Source organism: Lysinibacillus sp. F12 (assembly GCF_057773605.1).
On the sequence record NZ_JBYMLP010000002.1, the window covers coordinates 714,377 to 733,421 of the forward strand.

19 protein-coding genes and 1 riboswitch are annotated in these 19,045 nt (G+C 38.6%); of the genes, 3 read left to right on the forward strand and 16 right to left on the reverse strand.

Annotation, left to right across the window (positions count from 1 at the left end; genetic code table 11):
- Positions 1–9: 9 nt before the first annotated feature.
- The 7 genes from AC3CH7_RS10605 to AC3CH7_RS10635 all read right to left on the reverse strand — a co-directional run bounded on the left by AC3CH7_RS10605 (position 10) and on the right by AC3CH7_RS10635 (position 4,469).
- Positions 10–387 (reverse strand): hypothetical protein, encoded by a 378-nt coding sequence (locus tag AC3CH7_RS10605; RefSeq protein WP_012295088.1) that lies wholly within the window; start codon positions 385–387, stop codon positions 10–12.
- 5 nt (positions 388–392) lie between these two features.
- Entirely contained in the window at positions 393–602 is a 210-nt protein-coding gene (locus AC3CH7_RS10610) for a hypothetical protein (RefSeq protein ID WP_012295089.1), read from the reverse strand.
- A gap of 90 nt (positions 603–692) precedes the next feature.
- Positions 693–1,700 (reverse strand): NAD(P)H-dependent flavin oxidoreductase, encoded by a 1,008-nt coding sequence (locus AC3CH7_RS10615; protein WP_012295090.1) that lies wholly within the window; start codon positions 1,698–1,700, stop codon positions 693–695.
- Positions 1,701–1,906: 206 nt separating this feature from the next.
- On the reverse strand, positions 1,907–2,464 hold the full coding sequence (gene efp, locus AC3CH7_RS10620) for an elongation factor P (RefSeq protein ID WP_031417398.1): 558 nt from the start codon (positions 2,462–2,464) through the stop codon (positions 1,907–1,909).
- 17 nt (positions 2,465–2,481) lie between these two features.
- Entirely contained in the window at positions 2,482–3,543 is a 1,062-nt protein-coding gene (locus tag AC3CH7_RS10625; protein WP_012295093.1) for a M24 family metallopeptidase, read from the reverse strand.
- 2 nt (positions 3,544–3,545) lie between these two features.
- Entirely contained in the window at positions 3,546–3,980 is a 435-nt protein-coding gene (aroQ, locus tag AC3CH7_RS10630; protein ID WP_031417397.1) for a type II 3-dehydroquinate dehydratase, read from the reverse strand.
- 63 nt (positions 3,981–4,043) lie between these two features.
- On the reverse strand, positions 4,044–4,469 hold the full coding sequence (locus tag AC3CH7_RS10635) for a hypothetical protein (RefSeq protein ID WP_012295095.1): 426 nt from the start codon (positions 4,467–4,469) through the stop codon (positions 4,044–4,046).
- Positions 4,470–4,578: 109 nt separating this feature from the next.
- Between AC3CH7_RS10635 and AC3CH7_RS10640 the strand changes: the two genes are divergently transcribed.
- Positions 4,579–5,550 carry a DUF1385 domain-containing protein gene (locus AC3CH7_RS10640; RefSeq protein WP_012295096.1) on the forward strand — a complete coding sequence of 324 codons (972 nt, stop codon included), beginning with the start codon at positions 4,579–4,581 and terminating at the stop codon, positions 5,548–5,550.
- A 131-nt stretch (positions 5,551–5,681) separates the two neighbouring features.
- Here AC3CH7_RS10640 and AC3CH7_RS10645 read toward each other — a convergent pair whose 3' ends face one another.
- From AC3CH7_RS10645 to AC3CH7_RS10670, 6 genes are all read right to left on the reverse strand, one after another.
- Positions 5,682–6,164 carry a hypothetical protein gene (locus AC3CH7_RS10645; protein ID WP_281487057.1) on the reverse strand — a complete coding sequence of 161 codons (483 nt, stop codon included), beginning with the start codon at positions 6,162–6,164 and terminating at the stop codon, positions 5,682–5,684.
- Positions 6,164–6,370 carry a helix-turn-helix transcriptional regulator gene (locus AC3CH7_RS10650; RefSeq protein ID WP_447402430.1) on the reverse strand — a complete coding sequence of 69 codons (207 nt, stop codon included), beginning with the start codon at positions 6,368–6,370 and terminating at the stop codon, positions 6,164–6,166. Before AC3CH7_RS10650 ends, AC3CH7_RS10645 begins: the two co-directional genes overlap by 1 nt.
- 246 nt (positions 6,371–6,616) lie before the next feature.
- The gene (locus AC3CH7_RS10655) at positions 6,617–7,555 is read right to left on the reverse strand and encodes an alpha/beta hydrolase fold domain-containing protein (protein WP_031417392.1); all 939 of its coding nucleotides are present in this window, start codon (positions 7,553–7,555) and stop codon (positions 6,617–6,619) included.
- Positions 7,556–8,034: 479 nt separating this feature from the next.
- Positions 8,035–8,319: a hypothetical protein gene (locus tag AC3CH7_RS10660; protein WP_031417391.1), complete on the reverse strand. Its 285-nt coding sequence runs from the start codon at positions 8,317–8,319 to the stop codon at positions 8,035–8,037.
- Between the two features lie 694 nt (positions 8,320–9,013).
- A complete protein-coding gene (locus tag AC3CH7_RS10665) occupies positions 9,014–11,584 on the reverse strand; it encodes a vitamin B12-dependent ribonucleotide reductase (RefSeq protein WP_488381735.1) in 2,571 nt (856 codons plus the stop codon).
- Between the two features lie 187 nt (positions 11,585–11,771).
- A complete protein-coding gene (locus AC3CH7_RS10670; protein ID WP_031417388.1) occupies positions 11,772–12,602 on the reverse strand; it encodes a lipoate--protein ligase family protein in 831 nt (276 codons plus the stop codon).
- Between the two features lie 204 nt (positions 12,603–12,806).
- Here AC3CH7_RS10670 and AC3CH7_RS10675 point away from each other — a divergent pair, with 204 nt between their 5' ends.
- Both AC3CH7_RS10675 and AC3CH7_RS10680 read left to right on the forward strand, forming a co-directional pair.
- Complete coding sequence (locus AC3CH7_RS10675) at positions 12,807–13,193, forward strand: rhodanese-like domain-containing protein (RefSeq protein WP_031417387.1); 387 nt, start codon at positions 12,807–12,809, stop codon at positions 13,191–13,193.
- Positions 13,194–13,617: 424 nt separating this feature from the next.
- A riboswitch (glycine riboswitch) is annotated at positions 13,618–13,693 on the forward strand.
- Positions 13,694–13,856: 163 nt separating this feature from the next.
- The gene (locus AC3CH7_RS10680; protein WP_031417385.1) at positions 13,857–15,194 is read left to right on the forward strand and encodes an amino acid permease; all 1,338 of its coding nucleotides are present in this window, start codon (positions 13,857–13,859) and stop codon (positions 15,192–15,194) included.
- Positions 15,195–15,228: 34 nt separating this feature from the next.
- On the opposite strand, the gene AC3CH7_RS10685 is transcribed toward AC3CH7_RS10680, so the two are convergent.
- The 3 genes from AC3CH7_RS10685 to AC3CH7_RS10695 all read right to left on the reverse strand — a co-directional run bounded on the left by AC3CH7_RS10685 (position 15,229) and on the right by AC3CH7_RS10695 (position 18,937).
- Positions 15,229–16,191 (reverse strand): glutaminase, encoded by a 963-nt coding sequence (locus AC3CH7_RS10685; protein WP_036162080.1) that lies wholly within the window; start codon positions 16,189–16,191, stop codon positions 15,229–15,231.
- 84 nt (positions 16,192–16,275) lie between these two features.
- Positions 16,276–17,691, reverse strand: coding sequence for a M20 family metallopeptidase (locus AC3CH7_RS10690; RefSeq protein ID WP_031417383.1), 1,416 nt, complete (start codon positions 17,689–17,691; stop codon positions 16,276–16,278).
- Between the two features lie 22 nt (positions 17,692–17,713).
- Complete coding sequence (locus AC3CH7_RS10695) at positions 17,714–18,937, reverse strand: MFS transporter (RefSeq protein ID WP_012295109.1); 1,224 nt, start codon at positions 18,935–18,937, stop codon at positions 17,714–17,716.
- Between the last annotated feature and the right edge of the window lie 108 nt (positions 18,938–19,045).

Consider the following 19,045-nt stretch of genomic DNA (forward strand, 5'->3'; position numbering starts at 1 on the left):
CTTCGCTCCTTAGTTTAGCCTTTGTAAAATGGCCGACACCTCCTGTAATACAGCCAAAAATTCTTTGAACCAATACAATAAAATAACAATTTTCACCGCTGCAAAAACAATGCTCCCGAGCACTTTATAGTTATGTTCTACAAGCAGCAATGACACCCATTGCCCGACATAGAACATACTTGCACTAATTAAGATAGCCTTTGCATAAGGCAAAAACGCAAGCGTTTCTAAAAGTTGCTTGACGAAGGGCAATAAAAGTGTCGAGAACAGCATGCCAAAAAGCAAAAAAGAGAACATCACACTTATTAGCGCGTGGAGTGGCTGTATGACTTCTTTTATTAGCAATAATAAAAGCAGCATGACAACAGCAACGATAACAATTTCCATTTACCCTACCCGGAAGATGTCAGCCATTGGAAGAATGTGAGAATTTCATTAAAAAATAGACGTAAAAATCGGAGTAATTCTGCTGTCATATATAAGTAGGCAATGAAAAATAGGAAAAATGAAAATTCCTTCTTCCCCGTTTGATCGAAGAAAACATGAAGAAGCGCAACTACTAGTCCCACTCCAGCAACTCTTAATACGTCTTGTAATTCCATTCCTACGCCCCCTCGTGTACAGCAATATATGTTGCTCTACCAAAAAAAAGACCTCTATACAGTTGTATAGAGATCTTCTATCTAAAAATTTTATAGCCATTTATCTACAATACTTTGGACCGTACCAGCATGTTGTACAAGATGGCTATTTTCGCCCATCCACATCGATAAATATTCGGCATTGCCCTGTTTGGCACTTTCCTTACGAATAGTTGTCGTTAAATAATTTTGCAACGGATATGGTGCAACTGTCGCGTCCTTCATACGTTTAGTAAAATCATTGGCTATGCCTCTTGCTGGTTTTCCCGTAAATGCGAGTGTAATAGTTGTTTCCTGCTCTTTTGATGCCAACACCGCATTTTTATAGAGCGGAGAAATTTCGCATTCTTCTGCCACCAGTAAAGCCGTCCCCACTTGAACTGCTTGTGCACCGCTCTCTAAAGCCTTCTGAATATCCTTCTTCGTCACGAGGCCCCCCGCTGCGATAATAGGAATAGCTATTTTTCCTGCTACCTGCTGCAGCAAGTCATATAAAGGGATTAATTGGAGCGGGGCTGTAAAGGAACCTCGATGACCGCCAGCTTCTCCACCTTGTAGGACCACTGCATCCATGCCTGCCTGCTCAACTAGTTGAGCCTCCTCTAATGTAGTGGCTGTCCCAATTGTATATACCCCATGTTCCTTTAACTGTTTCAGTACCTCCGCTGACGGAATACCGAATGTAAAAGAGCAAATCTTCACCTTCTCCTCAATAACCGCTTGTACTTGTCCAGCAAAAACTTCCTTGGATACAACGCTTTGTACAGGCGACAGTCCAAGCTCATCATAAAAAGGTTGAAGTGCCATGCGAGCCTTTTGTAAGACCTCGATATCAATTTGTGGCTCCTCTTGTACGAAAAGATTGACCGCAAAAGGCTTGGTCGTTAGCTTCTTTACTTCCTGAATAAATTGCTTAGTTTGTTCACCATCTAAGTAACCTGCACCTATGGAGCCTAATAACCCTGCCTCGGTACAGGCTACCACGAATTTAGGTGATGTTACACCTGCCATAGGTGCTTGAATAATAGGATGTTGACTATCTAGTATTGTTTGTAGCATAACTCTCACTCCTTATGATTATTGTAGACATTTCTCCCAATAATGACCATCTATCTGATGGTAGAAACTTGGAGGGAGACACGAAAAAAAGAGACCGTTTCTCTATCCATTATCACAATGTCCCTGTCCTTTCACAAGAAATGTATAAGAAAAAAATAAAAACCTACTCTTTCAATAAAAAAGAGTAGGTTGAGGATTAATAATAATTAGGCACGAGAAACGTAAGAGCCCTCTTCTGTGTTAATAATTAGTACATCACCTTGGTTGACGAAGAAAGGTACTTGTACAATAAGACCTGTTTCAAGTGTAGCAGGTTTAGTGCCGCCTGAAGCTGTATCACCTTTAATGCCTGGTTCTGTTTCAGTTACCTCTAATTGAACCGTGTTTGGTAATTCAACACCTAGCATTTCACCTTGGTAAGATTGAATATGAACTTCCATGTTTTCTTTTAAGAATTTCAATTCATACTCGATTGCTGATGAAGCTAGTTCAGTTTGCTCGTATGATTCTAGGTCCATGAATACATGCTCGTCACCTTGTGCATATAGATATTGCATTTTACGGTTATCGATTTGTGCCTTTTCTACTTTTTCACCAGCACGGAATGTTTTTTCATTCACTGAGCCATTACGTAGGTTACGTAATTTAGAACGTACGAAAGCAGCACCTTTACCTGGTTTAACGTGTTGGAAATCTAACACGCGATATAATTGGCCATCAACAACAATTGTTAGACCTGTACGGAAATCGTTTACTGAAATCATTTGTGTTCCTCCAAAGTTTATAAAATAATGAGTTCTTTTGACGAATGTGTGAGTAATTCATTCCCCGTCTCAGTGATTAAAATATCATCCTCAATACGGACACCACCGATACCAGGTAAATAAACACCCGGTTCAATCGTCACGGCCATACCTGGCTCTAGCACTGCATCAGAACGCATCGATAAGCCAGGGCCTTCATGTACTTCAAGACCGATACCGTGTCCTAAAGAATGACCAAATGCTTCGCCATATCCTTTTTCTTTTAAGTAGTCACGTGCAATAGCGTCCGCTTGAATACCTGTTAATCCAGGACCCACTTTTTCAAGTGCTAACAGCTGAGAAGCAAGGACTGCATTGTACATATCTACTAATTTTTCAGATGGTTCTCCAACAGCCACAGTACGTGTAATATCCGAAATATAGCCATTGTATAGCGCACCAAAGTCTAATGTAACAAAGTCGCCTTTTTCAATCACTTTATCCGTTGCAACGCCATGTGGTAATGCTGAGCGAAGACCAGACGCAACAATTATGTCAAACGAAGACTGAGTCGCTCCTTGTTTACGCATGAAAAATTCTAATTCATTCGAAACTTCAAGCTCTGTTTTACCAGGCTTGATGAAGCCTAAAATATGTGTAAATGCGTGATCTGCAATTTCACACGCAGCCTTAATAATATTAATCTCTTGTTCCGTCTTAATCAAGCGAATTTTTTCAATTAGCCCAGAAATCGGCACTAAATCAGCTTGAATGTTCGATTTATACAGTTCATATGTGCCGTAGCTTACAGTATCTCTCTCAAAGCCCAGTAATTTGATGCCCATATTTTTTACTTGTGTAGCAATCTCTTCAATAATGGTTGCTTCATGCTTAACAATTCGGAAGTCCTGAATTTGTGTGGCAGCTTGTTCTGTATATCGGAAATCTGTAATAAAAACAGCATCATTTTGGGACACAATTGCTACGCCCGCTGTCCCTGTAAAACCAGTCATATAGCGGCGGTTATACCCATTCGTAACTAAAATGCCATCGATATTTTGTTCTTGAAGTGCTTTACGTAGCTTTTGTAATTTCAACATAATCAATTCTCCCTCTCGATAAATGTACGTAGTGCCAGTTCATAGCCTTTCGTACCTAGTCCACAAATTTGACCAAGGCAGGCCGGAGCAAGATAGGAATGATGACGGAAAGCCTCACGTTTATGGATATTGGAAATATGTACTTCGATTACTGGCACCGTAATCCCTGCAATGGCATCATGTAACGCGATGCTTGTATGGGTATATGCACCAGGATTAAAGATAATGCCATCATACTTTTCGTCTTCTGCTTCATGCACCCAGTCCACAAGTACCCCTTCGTGATTGGATTGACGAAATTCAACAGTGGCACCTAAAGAAGCCGCAAGATTTTGAACATTTTCTTTAACATCATCCAATGTTTCATGTCCATAAATATGTGGCTCTCTTTTTCCAAGTCGATTTAAGTTAGGTCCATTCAAACATAATAACTTCACGCTTCTATTCGCCTCTTTCTATGTACTTGCCATTTATTTTATCATACAAGGCGCATACAGCAACTAATTTCCTTTTTGCGCCGTATGCTCCCGCTGATGAAAATTAGCTGTTTCTAACAAGAACCGTAAAAGACAAACCACCACAACTATGAATGGAATCGAAAGCTTTTTAAAGGAAGAAAGTTGTAATGGTAAATCTAATGCAATCCACTCTAATGTAATTGTTACAAAAAGCCCTAGTAGTAGTGAAGAAAAGACAGCCGGAATAACATAGACATAGCGCATTGTCATATATACCAATAATCCGATAATGAATAAAAGAAGTATAAAGAAGGTCCAATGAAATAGCTTAGAGCTTTCTTCAAACCATCCCCATTTCTTATAAAACCCAATCGGATGCCATTTAATGAGATTAAAATAATGTAAGCCTTTTAAGCACAATGCTAAAACAAGAGCATTTACCAGTGCCGTTATTGTTCCTATTTTCACAATTTTTCCTCCATTGCGTACTAATCATTTCCTAAAATGTACGATTAGTGTAGCCATATAGAAAATTTACTATGCGTAACTGTAGAGGTTTTTGACTAAATTTAGTACAATGGTACAGTTGAAATATATAAAGAGAGTGGTGTTAGCCTTGAGCAATTCACCTGTATACGGGGGACAAGCACAATTAGAAGGTGTGATGTTCGGAGGAAAGGATCATACAGTTACTGCCATTCGTCGTAACGATGATTCCATTGATTATTATCATTTTAAAAAAGTACAAAAACCTATTTTACAAAAGCTTAAAAAAATCCCATTTGTTCGAGGCGTGGTCGCACTGATTGAATCAGCAGGCTTAGGTTCTCGTCATATGCAATTTGCTGGGGATCGTTATGATGTGGTACCTGGCGAAGAAGAAGAAAATAAAGAAGAAGGCTCCAAACTTCAAATGATACTTGGCGTTGCTGTAGTAGGTATTCTTTCCTTCTTATTTGGAAAATTTGCCTTTACACTAATTCCGGTTTTTATAGCTGATTTTTTCTCTAAATGGATTGAAGGAAAAACGGGTCAAATTTTACTTGAAAGCGGTATTAAACTATTATTACTGCTCACATATTTATATTTTATTTCGTTAACGCCTCTCATTAAACGAGTATTCCAATACCATGGGGCGGAGCATAAAGTCATCAACTGCTATGAAGCTGGTTTAGACATTACAGTGGAGAACGTCCAAGCACAATCACGTCTACACTACCGTTGTGGTAGTAGCTTTATTCTTTTCACAGTCTTTGTCGGCATGTTTTTATATTTCTTTGTGCCAACGGACCCGCTGTGGCTACGTATTTTAGATCGTATATTATTAATTCCCGTAGTACTAGGAATATCATTTGAAGTATTACAGGCGACAAACGCCTGCCGTAATATTCCAGTATTACGTTTCCTTGGCTATCCTGGTCTATGGCTTCAATTGCTAACAACTCGCGAACCAAAGGATGATCAAGTGGAAGTTGCCATTGCATCCTTTAATATGCTACTTCAAGTAGAGCAACAGCCAGAAATTGCAGCAACATTAAATCATGATTAAGGAAAAGGCAGTCCCAACGTATGTTGTTGGACCTGCCTTTTTTATATAGATGCGAGCCTTGCATTTTTCGTTTAAATGCCATAATCGCAGCTCGATAAACCTATCCAAAGGGATGAATCGGACAACTAAATTTATTTAGAATCTTTCCTACGGACTGTAAGTGCAGTAAATATACCCATCATACTAGGCAAAATACTAAATAATAAAAACAGCCAATTATTTGTTAGAATCGAGATAATGGTAAAAATAAGTAGTGATGCGACATTGATGCTTATACCTAACTTCACATAAGAAGGCTTAAAAGGTATTGGTCTGTACATGTTGATAGTCAAAATGAGCCCAATGATCGCCCAGCTCCCTAAGTGTACAAATAAAAGGACAGCTAAAACCATGGCAGTGCTTAATTTAATCCCAAACACTACTAAAGAAAAGAAAATATAAATTGCTGCTAACGTCATATACCATGAATAAGCTTTCGCCCTTTGCCAAATATGGTCGTGTAGCTCATCTAAGCCTCGATTTTTCTTCGCTTTTTTCCTTCCAAACCACCAGCCAAGGATGCCAAAAATCATCCCGCCGTATAGTCCAACAATACCGCCTATAGAAAATTCCATTATGCCATTCCCTCCTCTTCGAAAATAAAAACTTCCTCAATCGTGCAGTTGAAAGCTTTTGAAATATTGTAGGCAAGCTCTAGTGATGGATTGAATTTCCCTGATTCAATTGCAATGATTGATTGGCGTGAGACACCCACTAATTTAGACAAATCCTCCTGCGTAATCTTCCTCAATTTCCGCAATTCACGAATTCTATTTTTCATAATGCCTCCTCATCAAATGTAAAGTAAACTATACATTTAGCAATAAGTAAAGTTTACTTTACATCTTTTGATATGTCAAGTTAGCTTTACATTTTTATGTTCGTTTAAACAATGAAATAGGACAGGATTAGAGGCGACTGGTTTCTGAAAAAAAATCCCCTATCCAAATTGGACATAGAAAAAGCGTGTATTGAAAAATCAAAACACGCTTAGGATAGTCACACTATTTTTATTTAGTGTCCTTCTCTATTTCATTCCTTTACTATCAATAATATTAATAATTTTCTGTTGAGCGTCTAAAGCTTCTGGGATGGGCATTACAACAAACACATGGTTCATTTTAGGATAAACAAAGGTTGTTATATCAATTCCTTGCTCGGTTAGTTGTTCATCAAATTTTACAGCATCAGGATATAAGCTTTCATGGGTACCAATAAAATGGGTGATTGTCGCAAGACCCTGAAAATCACCGTAAATGGGACTAATTAATGGATCTTTTAAATCCTTATCAGCTGCCCATAGCTTTGTGATGACTCCCATTCCTTCACTAGCTAGCATTGGGTCCTTTTCTTCATATTCAGGAATAAGAGGATTTTCTAAACTTAGGTCAACACAAGCAGATAATAAAATAATATTTTGTGGCTGCGGCAAATGGTTTTCTTTTAAAAGCTGGACCAAACCAAGTGTTATATTGCCTCCTGCAGAATCCCCTATAATAGTTAATTGACTGGAGCTTTCAATTGTTTCTAAAATTCTAGTATAGAGATTGAGCATTTTTTGGTACGTATCCTTATGATTAAAATGAGGTACTTTTGGATAAATCGGAGCAATAACTTTTGCCTGTAATGCTTGCGCCATTTTATCCATAAACAGCCAGTGAAAAGGTAAAGGCTGATTCGTCCAAGCGCCACCATGAATATAGAGAATCACTTTTTGTTTCGAGGACTTTTGATCATTTAAAGTAAAAACTTGCATATCCTGAAAAGTTTGTTCGTCCTTAACACTTAAAAATTGAACTTCATCTTCAATAACATAGGGCTGATTATTCACCGTTGCCCTTTGTTTGATAAACTGTTTAGCATTTTCAACACTAGAAAAACTCACTTTATTACTTTGGGAAAATAACAACTGTTCAAATTGGACACTTTCTTCAGAACGTTCTCCATTAAAAAGTACTACACTCATTTCTTTCTCCCCTTTCAGCATGTTCATCTAGGTGGATGTACGAGAAACTCAAACAAACAACCCTTAAAGTGAACAAATACCATCTTCAAGCACTTTACAAAATAGATTTTGTAACCAATCTTTATGACAAATTACAATTGACCAGACATTTATATTTTAATTCCACATATGGCTATAGACTCCTTCATTTAATCAAACTTTCTTCATAAAGACAGTCTTTTTTATTTGCACGATTGTGAAAGATTGTTTTCAACTAAGGCCCCTGCAATTCAAGTATAGGAACGAGTTCAGATAGCCTTCAGATGCCTTTTTATTTTAATCATGCAGCAAAAGCCTGAGGCCTTGATAGACCTATCATGCATCGTTTACCTCTACCTTCATATTTTTAGGATTAAGATTTTTTATTAAAAAGAAGTCCCCAAAGCGTTGTTTGAGAACTTTATGCTGCTTACCATATCGGTATGAGCTCGAGTAAGCGTCTATTTTTTATTTTTCGGTTCTAAAAGTATAGGTGCTATATTTAGTAAGATAGAAACAATTGTTAAAAACCATAATGCCCTTTCCATACCAGGTACTACATCCTCTAAAGCTGCCCAATCCTCCACTTTTACCCATCTAGATACAAGACTATACTCTGAACAAAGTGTCAATGCTGTAAATGATACCCCCATTGCCATCGCAAGCTTATAATCTTTACCTGTTTTATACATATAAAGATTTATAAAGGTTGCAACTATAGCAATAATTCCGAATATGAACCACATATTGATACCTCCTTTTTTCAATATAGACATAAATTGTAATTAAGATGTTCCCAAACCTTCTTTTCGGAATTTTGTACTTATTTTTGTAAATCCCGATGCTCCCTATAAGCGTTTTTTTGATGGCACTCTATTTTACTAGAGTAGCGATTCATGAAGACTAATCGACACTGCACCACAGAAAATTAAGAAATGTTAAATTGGTAATTTTTTCTAATAAAGATTTTATCATAATGTTATATATTCTAATTTTACAAATTAAACCATTAGTTTTTTAGTTATTTCTTCATCTACTATCCACCATTATTCTTATTCCTCATCATAGTCCTTCTACAAAATAAATACGTTTTTTTATGATGGAAAAGCACCCATTTCGTTAACCAGTTGCACGGTTCTTGCTTTATATTCATGATTTTAGGAAGGGTCTAGTAGCTGAAAGGACTCAGTTCGTTTTTTTACTCCTGTATCTGTGAACTTCATTGTTCATAGGTAACAGTTGAAGTAACAGAATCCAACAAGGCTTTTGTAATACCTGCTATTGGAATATAGGGGTTATTTGCGGTTATATAGATACCCTATAATTTTCAGAAAAAATAAAAAAGTAACCTCTTACGGTCATCATACCGAAGAGGTTACTTTAAATTTTTATGACTGAAATTGTTTATAGAACGCTACAATAACGTGGTATAAACAATATTTACAGGCCGCATTTTAACTGTGCGCCACAGTTTGTACATGTATTACAGCCACCCATTTCTTCGACTGTTCCTTTGCGGCAAACCGGACATGTATTTCCTACGTCTGAGCCAATTACCGTTGTGGACTCTAGTGCTTGAATCGTATCCACTAATACGACTGGACGTTTTGTATGTTCTTCCACTAATTCTTCTTCAAATGATAATTGATCCATATCATTTTCCTCAGCTTTTAGCGTAAGTACCTGTGAATCACGGCTACCATCCACATAGACCGTACCACCTTTAGCGCCACCTTTATACAGTCGCTCGTAAACTTTTTCAACTTGTTGTACAGTGTAGCCTTTTGGTGCATTTACTGTTTTAGAGATTGATGAATCAATCCATTTTTGAATAATACATTGTACATCAGCATGTGCCTCTGGTTTTAGCTCCATTGCCGTTACAAACCATTCTGGAAGCTCTTGCTCATTAGCTTCTGGATGACGGTTTAAGTATTCTTTTACGATTTCAGCTTTCACTTCAATGAACTTACCAAGACGACCAGAACGGTAGTATGTGAAGGAGAAGTATGGTTCAAGACCTGTCGCTACACCTACCATCGTTCCTGTTGAACCAGTTGGAGCAACCGTTAATAAATGGGAGTTACGAATACCCGTTGCTAAAATTTGCTCCTTGATATGAGCAGGCATTTTTTCCATAAAGCCTGTTTCTGTGAAAGCTTTACGTAAACGAGCTGTTTCTTCGTCAGTAGCACCGACTAAGAATGGGAAGCTACCACGCTCCTTAGCAAGCTCTGTAGACGCCTCATACGCTGTTTCAGCAATTGTTTTAAAGATTTCATCGACTAAAGCATTACCTGCTTCAGAACCATATTCTTTCTCACAATAAATAAGTAAATCAGCTAAGCCCATTACGCCTAAACCGACACGACGCTCACCTAGTGCTTGTACACGATTTTCTTCTAAGAAGTATGGTGTGGCATCAATAACATTATCCTGCATTCGAACACCTACACGAACCGTTTCACGTAGTGCTTCGTAATCTACAGTTTGGTTGTCTTTATTAGCAAATTGTGCAAGGTTTACTGCTGCCAAGTTACACACTGAGTATGGCGCAAGTGGCTGTTCCCCACATGGGTTTGTCGCTACAACGCTTTGACCATATGCCTTTGCATTCGTCATATCATTGGCATTGTCGATAAAGAAAATTCCTGGCTCTGCGGAGTAAGTTGCACATACGTTAATTAAATTCCACAATTCTTTCGCTTTAATCGTGCGATATGTGCGGATTTTATAGCCCATCTTCTCCCACTCACGAACGTCACCAACATTATGCCATTCTGTATTATAAGCACTCATTTCCTCTTTTGAGTATTCTTCCACCGCTGGGAAACGTAGTTCGAAATCATCATCGTTTTCAACAGCTTCCATAAATTCTTTAGTTAATGTTACGGATATGTTTGCACCCGTTAAAAACTCTGGATTGTGAACGGTATATGTGCCACCATCACGTAGTTTATTTTCAGCCTCTCGAATAATGGCTGTATCGAATCCACCTAAACCTTCAATGCTTTTATAGTTTACAATGCCTTGATACATAGCTTCTTCTTGCATAGAAAGCGGCTTGAAGTTTAATTTTTCTTTGGCTAGACGAATGATTGTTTCATCCGTTGTATTTTCAATTAGGTAACGAAGAATACGTGGGTTTTGCATTTTAGAAATAATAAACTCCACAATATCAGGATGCCAATCTGCAAGCATAATCATTTGTGCTCCACGACGTGAGCCACCTTGCTCTACAAGATGTGTCAATTTAGCAATATCATCTAACCAAGAAACAGAACCAGATGATTTGCCGTTTACACCACGTGCCAGTGTGTTGCGTGGACGTAATGTAGAGCCATTTGTTCCTACTCCACCACCACGGCTCATAATTTCCATTACTTGCTTACGATGATCACTAATACCTTCACGTGAATCAGCAACAAAAGGCATTACGTAGCAGTTAAAGAATGTTACATCTGTTTCAGACCCTGCTCCGTATATCACTCGTCCTGCAGGAATGAATTTTAAGGACACTAATTGATCATAAAATTTTTCAAACCATTCTTGACGTTTTTCTGGCGTTTTTTCAACAATTGCAAGTCCTGTTGCATTTCGTTTAGCGATTTGTTCATAAAAAATCTCAAGAGGCTTCTCTAGCACGTCAATTGAACGCGTAATCACACCCGTTTCTTGCTCTTTTGGATCGTCTAAAGCGCTACGATAATCTTCCTCAATCAAAATATCTGCTGTTTTTGTAGTCATGTCCAGCTTTTGAATGGTCCCTAAACCACGTGCAGGGAATTTTGGATCAGCTTTGACCGTTAAAACAACAAAGTCACCAGCTTTCAGTGTTTTCTTTTCTGTGTCTTTAAACGAGTAGCGATCGATCATGACAAGTCTAGATACACCTTTGTGCGTGATGTGCATATCAGGCGTTACAGGGTGTACCTGCGGGAATTGTTCGATATCTTTGTTTAACTGTTCAAATTGATTGTTTACATCGGGTTGATGATTTGTGAGTACCATCGTTTTGCCTCCCTTACAAAATAAATACACAATATCATGTGTTGTTAAACACTACATATTGTGTATATGTCTTTAAAAAAGATACTATATATAGATTTTCAATTCAACTCTTGCTTTTTTCAATAGAATCGGAACTACTTGTAATAGCAAGGATTGAAAGCTTAAAAATATTTTTTTATACCATTTTTTACTTTTTGAAGTTCCACTCATCACATGCATATTTTTTTTCTTCTAATGCACGGACATATTCTAACTGCTCCTCAGAAAGTGTAAATGGTTTTAATTCAATTTGCAACGATTTTGCAAATCCATCTCGAAAAGCTGTCACACATTGTTCAACTGTCACAGGCTCATCCACAAGACTGTTAATCGCTACTGCTTTCTCCGGTAATTTTCTGCGCATACGATCCTTCGCTTCTTCACTCGAAAAATTAAAGACCGATAATAGCTTCTCTTGATCTAAATCTAATAAAATGGCACCATGCTGCAATATAACGCCTTTTTGACGTGTTTGCGCACTTCCAGCTATTTTTTTCCCTTCGACTACCAGCTCGTACCAGCTTGGAGCATCAAAGCATACAGCACTTTTTGGACTCTTTAAGTCTGCTCTTTTTTCCTCTGTATCCGGGACACTAAAATAGGCATCCATTCCTAAGTTGTGGAAACCTTGCAAGATTCCCTCACTTAGCACACGGTACGCCTCTGTCACGGACTCTGGCATATCGGGATAGCTTTCTGTTACGATGACACTATATGTAAGCTCATGCTCATGCAGCACAGCTCGTCCACCAGTAGGTCGACGTACAAAGCCTAAGCCTTGTTCTCGTACAGCGTCTAAATTTATATCCTTTTTGGCCTGCTGAAAATAACCAATTGATAGTGTTGCTGGTTCCCACTCATAAAAACGAATGACTGGTGGAATTAACCCCTCACTATGCCAATCAAGTAATGCTTCATCTAGTGCCATATTAAAAGACGGACTACATTTCCCTGAATTTAAAAAATACCAAGTTGTCATTTGTTCATCTCCTACAATTTATAAAAGTACCTCAGGCCTCACCTGTGGTTCAACCTTAACGAAGATTACGTTACCGTTCAAGTTGTTGCTTTTGAAGCGAGATAGACGAATTCGCCACAATCTAGTTAATTTTATCAAACTCATTGGACTATCGCTAGCGCATCTTTTATAATAATAAAGAAGATAGAAAGGGGTAAGAAAATCTTGGACATACTTATCACAATCGGTGTCGTTTTAGTAGTCATAATTGCATACATCGGTATTAATGCACTACGACTCAAAAAAGCTGTAACCAACTTAACACAAGAACAATTTATTGAAGGCTATCGTAAAGCACAGCTAATCGATGTTCGTGAACAAAAAGAATTTGATGCTGGTCACATTCTTGGAGCACGAAACGTTCCTTCCACAACACTACGTCAACGTTATAAAGAAATTCGCCCAGATTTACCAGTATATTTATACTGTCAAAATACAGGCCGTAGCTCACGTGCTGCACTATTTCTTAAAAAACGTGGGTACAACCAAATTTACCAACTTCAAGGCGGTTTCAAAACTTGGACAGGTAAAATAAAAACCAAAAAATATTAATATTTCCCTAAAAAAGTCGTCTCAAAGAACTAGGAGACGACTTCTTTTTATACAAAAAATTCAGAGTTTCTACTATATTATATCTATTGCAAAATTTTAAGTGTCTATTTATGGTGCTTGTTCATACTATGCCATCCGCTTCCTCGTCCCACCTTATTTGAACCTACTTTGAAGGTCTTCATCATTCTTCCCAGAAGCCTTTCAAATTTATTCATTTTCACATAATAGGAGAAATTTTGTATGTCCAAAAATACTAATTTTCGTTAGTATTTTTCATGTATGCACTGCATTCTTCTATTTTTCTGAAAATAATATAAATTTATAGTTGAATAATTGGAATAGCACTGCTAGGATATATAATATCTTAAAATAATATTAAGTATAAAAATTAATTAGCTATGAATGCTATGGATCAAACTATAGCAGGAGCAGTTCTGGAGAGAGCGCATTTGCGTCGCCGAAGGGTTCACTATCTCAGGCAAAAGGACAGAGGAGTAATAACAGCTTTTTTAAGCGATGCCACACAAAGATTAAGATGATTTGATGAAGCATCCGTGGTCAAATGGTATTTGTTATTCTGACGTTTTTCCGAGACTAGTGTCACAACTAGTCTCTTTTTATTTTTCCAGTCATCATTTTTTATGCATCTTTGGGGGGATTAACGTGGAACAGCAACAATTAAAACGTGAATTAAAAAATCGTCATGTGCAGCTTATTGCCATTGGTGGAACAATAGGAACCGGTTTATTTCTAGGCTCCGGGAAAGCCATTGCGTTAGCAGGGCCTTCCATCATTCTTGCCTATTTAATTGTCGGAACGGCACTCTTTTTTGTTATGCGTGCATTGGGCGAACTATTATTATCGAATTCAGGATATACATCATTTACGGATTTTGCCTCCGAATACATAGGACCATGGGCAGGATATGTAACAGGCTGGACATACTGGTTCTGTTGGATCATGACAGCGATGGCAGATATTATTGCTGTAGGTGTCTATACACAGTATTGGTTTAATATTCCCCAATGGGTTCCCGCTATCGGTTGTTTAGTATTATTGCTACTACTGAATTTATTGACGGTCAAACTATTTGGGGAGTTAGAATTTTGGTTTGCAATCATTAAAGTGATTACCATTGTGGCACTCATTATCCTTGGGCTTATTATGTTAGTGACAGGCTTTCAAACAAGCTCTGGAACAGTTTCAGTAGATAATCTTTGGGTTCACGGCGGCCTGTTTCCAAATGGCGTATATGGCTTTTTAATGGCCTTTCAGATGGTCGTTTTCGCTTTCGTCGGTGTGGAATTAGTAGGCGTATCAGCAGCCGAGACTGCAAACCCACAAAAAAACATTCCTTCGGCTATTAATAAAATACCGTTTCGAATTTTACTCTTTTATGTAGGGGCACTGTTTGTCATCCTATGTATCAACCCATGGTATGAAATGTCTGCCGCAAGCAGCCCATTTGTCCAAGTATTTACGTTAGCAGGTATTCCAATTGCTGCAGGTATTATTAATTTTGTCGTGCTTACTTCAGCCGCATCTGCTGGTAATAGTGGTTTATTTTCAACAAGTCGCATGCTCTTTAATCTTGGTAAAAATAAACAAGCATCACCTGCTTTTGCTAAGCTCAATAAAAATAGTGTTCCCAGTAACGCGCTAGTTATTTCCGCAATTGTTGTCTCTGTGGGGGCGCTGTTAAGTAAGCTAATGCCAGAGAATGCCTTTAGTATCGTTACGACTATTAGTGCGATTTGCTTCATATGGGTGTGGAGTATTATCATCATTTCTCACATTATCTATAAACGGAAAAATCGTGCCCTTCATGAGGCCTCAAGCTTTAAAGCACCGCTGACACCTTTTATCAACTATGTAGTGCTTGCGTTTTTTACTTTTCTATTAATTGTGATGTTTATTTCCGAGGCAACACGTACAGCTCTGCTACTAACACCTATTTGGTTTATTGCCTTATTTATTCTATATAAAATGAAAAAAAGATGACTTCAGACTAAGCTCTGAAGTCATCTTCTACTTTTTAAAAAATGGTCATATCCCATTCTGTCGCTAAATGTTTCAGTAATTGGACACCTGCGACACTATTCCCGATTGGATCGATGGCTGGTCCATAAATACCTATCCCGCAGCCAGCAGGAAAGGGTGAATCTAGTCCTGCATGGCCAGGCACAGCTGTAAGAATGGCACCGGAGACACCACTTTTAGCAGGAAGTCCAATAAATGCTGCAAATTTTCCTGAAGCATTGTACATACCGCATGTCACCATTAAAGCCTTTGCTAATTTCGCCACTTGTTTAGGAAATAATTTTTTCTTTAATAGCGGATGATAGCCATCATTGGCAATAACTAAACCAATCATCGCTAAATCGGATACATTGACTTCAATCGCACATTGCTTTAAGTAAACCTCAAGAGCCGCTTCTACTGGGCAGTCTAAGAAACCAGAATCCTTGAGGTAGTAGGCTAGTGCTCGATTACGGTTCGCTGTTTGCCACTCTGATTGAAACACTTCCTCATTAATACTTAAAGGTTTGCCTATGATTTGCTCTAAAAAATGCAGGATTTTGTCAATCTTCTCTTGTGGTGAATTTCCCATCATCATAGAGGAAACAGTAATCGCCCCAGCATTAATCATTGGATTAAAGGGCTTTCCTGGTTGATGACTTTCTAAACGAATAATGGAGTTGAATGTATCCCCTGTCGGCTCAACATCTACCCTTTCTAATACATATGGCAATCCTCTGTCCATACAGGCCAATATAAAGGTGATTACTTTAGAAACACTCTGAAGCGTAAATAGTTCAGTCGTATCCCCAGCTTTCATTTCGTGCCCTTCAGTTCCGATAATAGCTATAGCTAATTGATTCGGGTCTTTTTTAGCTAATGCAGGGATATAGTTAGCGCACTGTCCTTCTTTAGCAGCAGAGCGAAACTGTGTTACCCATTGTGCCACAAGCTGATCGTGACTAGGTTGTGTTGTCATTACTGTGGACTCCTTTCAAAATGTGCAAAAACAGAGTCTTCATAGTTCTCCTATGAAGACTCTATCCATATTTTTGCTATTCTTTTATAGCTTTGGAGGCATTGTCCCCTCCGGAATTAACGATTTATACGTCTCCCCATCAAGACGTTCTTGCCATTCCTTTTTAGCTTCTTCAATTAGTACTGGATTAGCCAATAACTCAATCGCTGTACACGCCATAATTTTAGCAGCTTGTAGCATACCTTTATGGGCGATTGGCGTGACACCTTGAGAAACAACTTGCCAAGTATGCAATGGTGTTCCTAATGCCATACATACTGTTGTACATTGAACAGTTGGCACATTCCAGCTGACATCTCCCACATCAGTAGAGCCACCCATAATAAATTCAGGGAGTATACGAGGAATATGATCAGCAATAACTTTTCCTTGTAATTGTTGTACATCACCTTTATGTAGACCGACCAATGATGAGGCTTGTACTTCAGGAGAAAACGTATGGAAAATAGCCTGAGCATACTGTTCATCTTCTATTGTATAGTCTGGCATGCCAATTTCAAGTATTTGTTGATACATGACATCATAAAGTGTCTTATTTGTTATTAAATTAGAAGCAGCACCTTCGAAATCAATTTCTAGGGAAGTGCCTGTCATAAGCGTTGCACCCTTCGCAATATTTTCAACGCGCTGATAGATTTCTTGCACTTGTTGCTTTTTAGGTGCTCGCACTAAGTAGGTAACTTCGGCATATGGTTGAACAACATTCGGAGATGAACCACCAGAGTTTGTAATAGCATAATGCACTCGTGCTTCTGGAATGATATGCTCTCGTAAGTAGTTTACCCCAACGTTCATAAGCTCAACAGCATCTAAAGCACTTCTTCCAAGATGAGGAGCAGCTGCTGCATGAGCACTTTTACCTGTAAACTTAAATGTAACGGCATAGTTTGCAAGAGAGCTACAAGTCATCACCGTTGAAAAAGTACCAGGATGCCAGGAAATGGCGATATCTACATCATCGAATAAGCCAGCTTTCGCCATATAAGCTTTACCAGATCCATTTTCTTCGGCAGGGCAACCGTAGAAACGGATGGTTGCAGATTGCTGATGTTGCTCTAAATAATCCTTTACTGCAACAGCTGCTGCAAATGCTCCTGTTCCTAACAAATTATGGCCACAGCCATGACCGCTTCCGCCATTCTCTAGAGGCTCATGATTGGTAACACCACCCTTTTGGCTCAAGCCTGGGAGTGCGTCGTATTCCCCTAAAAAGGCGATAACTGGCTTTCCTGAGCCAAATGTTCCGACCAGCGCCGTATCAAGACCAGCCACGCCAACCTCAGCTTGAAAACCCTCTTTTTCTAGTGCCTCTTTCATATATTGCATCGATTGTTTCTCTTGAAAATGAAGCTCCGGTACTGCCCAAATCGCATCGCTTAAGGCCACACTCGCTTCCTTCTTTGCCTCAATCAATGTAGAAATTTTCTCTTGAAATCTCATAATTGTCCCTCCAATTTGTTCTTTATGCTTTCAATAATGCTCCCTTTTGATCGTTTAGCGTCACAAGCGACACAATACAAATGAGTGCGAATCCAATCAGCATCCAAAAGGCTGCATCAAAGGAACCATTAAAGGCATCGACCATAAAACCAATAGCCATGGGCGTAACAAACCCCGCTAGCTGTCCGCCTGTATTCGCAATCCCCATCGCTGAGCCTGTTATAGACGAAGGCAATTTCTTTAAAACGATTACGGGTAGTAGCGTGATGACAAATGCGATAAAAATAGAAACAACTGTTTGATAGCCAATAAATAATGTCACCGTTTTCGCAGTAAACATTAAATACAGTAAAATACCGATCACTGCACAGGAAATGGAGCCTAACACCTTTTCCATTCCTTTTGGAAGCTTATCGATGATATAGCCACTACCATACACCCCAATAATTGTTGTAATGGCAGGAATCGTTTGTGCCCAACCAATGGACATTAAATCTAGTCCACGATTTTTTTGAAGATACGTTGGAATCCACGATACTAATCCCCAGTTCACCGCATAAATACAGAAATAAGCAATAATCAAATTCCACATCAGCGGTGTTTTCAATAGTTCTTTAAAGCTTACTTTGACTGTCGGACTACCTGTCTCAGCAGCATCTGCTGTTTCAGCTTTTGGTAGCTGAATGTATTTCCAATATAAATAAGCAATAATGGCTCCAATAGCCCCGATAATGATAAACATCATACGCCAGCCAATTGTTCCTAATAAATATGCGGCTAACAGCGGTACAATTAGCGAAACAATCCCACCAGAGGTAAGCATAATCGACATCGCTCTTCCTCTTTCTTCTTTCGGAAAAATCGTGGCAATAATTTTAGAGCTAGACGGCTGGAATCCACCCTCGCCAATGCCGAATAAGAAACGAATAACAATCATTGCTGTTAAAGACCAGGCAATAGCCGTTAGTCCCGTAAAAATAGACCACATGATGACTGCCATTAGTAAGATTCGTTTTGCGCCAAATTTATCAGCTAGCCAGCCTCCTGGTATTTGCATAATGGCATACCCTAAAAAGAAAGCGCTTAAAATGATACCCGTCGAAGATGCATCCAATTGCAAATCACCTGTAATTGAAACGACCGCGTAGTTCATAATATAGCGATCTAAGTTCCCTAAAGACCAGCCTAAAAATAATAGTGCAAGGATGACATTTCTAGATTTTTTCGTTACGTCATTTGTTGTCATTTATATCCCTCCCATGATCCCTTTTTATGGCAGTGATTGCATCACCGCTACGATTACTCTTTAAGATTCTTGCCCCCTTGTAAATCTAGTAAAATCAAAACCCCTTTT

Coding starts and splice junctions, on each gene's coding strand:
- AC3CH7_RS10660 (WP_031417391.1), bottom strand. CDS start 8,319: ATGTGGTTCATATTCGGAATTATTGCTATAGTTGCAACCTTTATAAAT.
- AC3CH7_RS10625 (WP_012295093.1), bottom strand. CDS start 3,543: ATGTTGAAATTACAAAAGCTACGTAAAGCACTTCAAGAACAAAATATC.
- AC3CH7_RS10695 (WP_012295109.1), bottom strand. CDS start 18,937: ATGACAACAAATGACGTAACGAAAAAATCTAGAAATGTCATCCTTGCA.
- AC3CH7_RS10665 (WP_488381735.1), bottom strand. CDS start 11,584: ATGGTACTCACAAATCATCAACCCGATGTAAACAATCAATTTGAACAG.
- AC3CH7_RS10685 (WP_036162080.1), bottom strand. CDS start 16,191: ATGACAACACAACCTAGTCACGATCAGCTTGTGGCACAATGGGTAACA.
- AC3CH7_RS10640 (WP_012295096.1), top strand. CDS start 4,579: ATGGTACAGTTGAAATATATAAAGAGAGTGGTGTTAGCCTTGAGCAAT.
- AC3CH7_RS10615 (WP_012295090.1), bottom strand. CDS start 1,700: ATGCTACAAACAATACTAGATAGTCAACATCCTATTATTCAAGCACCT.
- AC3CH7_RS10610 (WP_012295089.1), bottom strand. CDS start 602: ATGGAATTACAAGACGTATTAAGAGTTGCTGGAGTGGGACTAGTAGTT.
- AC3CH7_RS10650 (WP_447402430.1), bottom strand. CDS start 6,370: ATGAAAAATAGAATTCGTGAATTGCGGAAATTGAGGAAGATTACGCAG.
- AC3CH7_RS10670 (WP_031417388.1), bottom strand. CDS start 12,602: ATGACAACTTGGTATTTTTTAAATTCAGGGAAATGTAGTCCGTCTTTT.
- efp (WP_031417398.1), bottom strand. CDS start 2,464: ATGATTTCAGTAAACGATTTCCGTACAGGTCTAACAATTGTTGTTGAT.
- AC3CH7_RS10655 (WP_031417392.1), bottom strand. CDS start 7,555: ATGAGTGTAGTACTTTTTAATGGAGAACGTTCTGAAGAAAGTGTCCAA.
- AC3CH7_RS10605 (WP_012295088.1), bottom strand. CDS start 387: ATGGAAATTGTTATCGTTGCTGTTGTCATGCTGCTTTTATTATTGCTA.
- AC3CH7_RS10645 (WP_281487057.1), bottom strand. CDS start 6,164: ATGGAATTTTCTATAGGCGGTATTGTTGGACTATACGGCGGGATGATT.
- AC3CH7_RS10690 (WP_031417383.1), bottom strand. CDS start 17,691: ATGAGATTTCAAGAGAAAATTTCTACATTGATTGAGGCAAAGAAGGAA.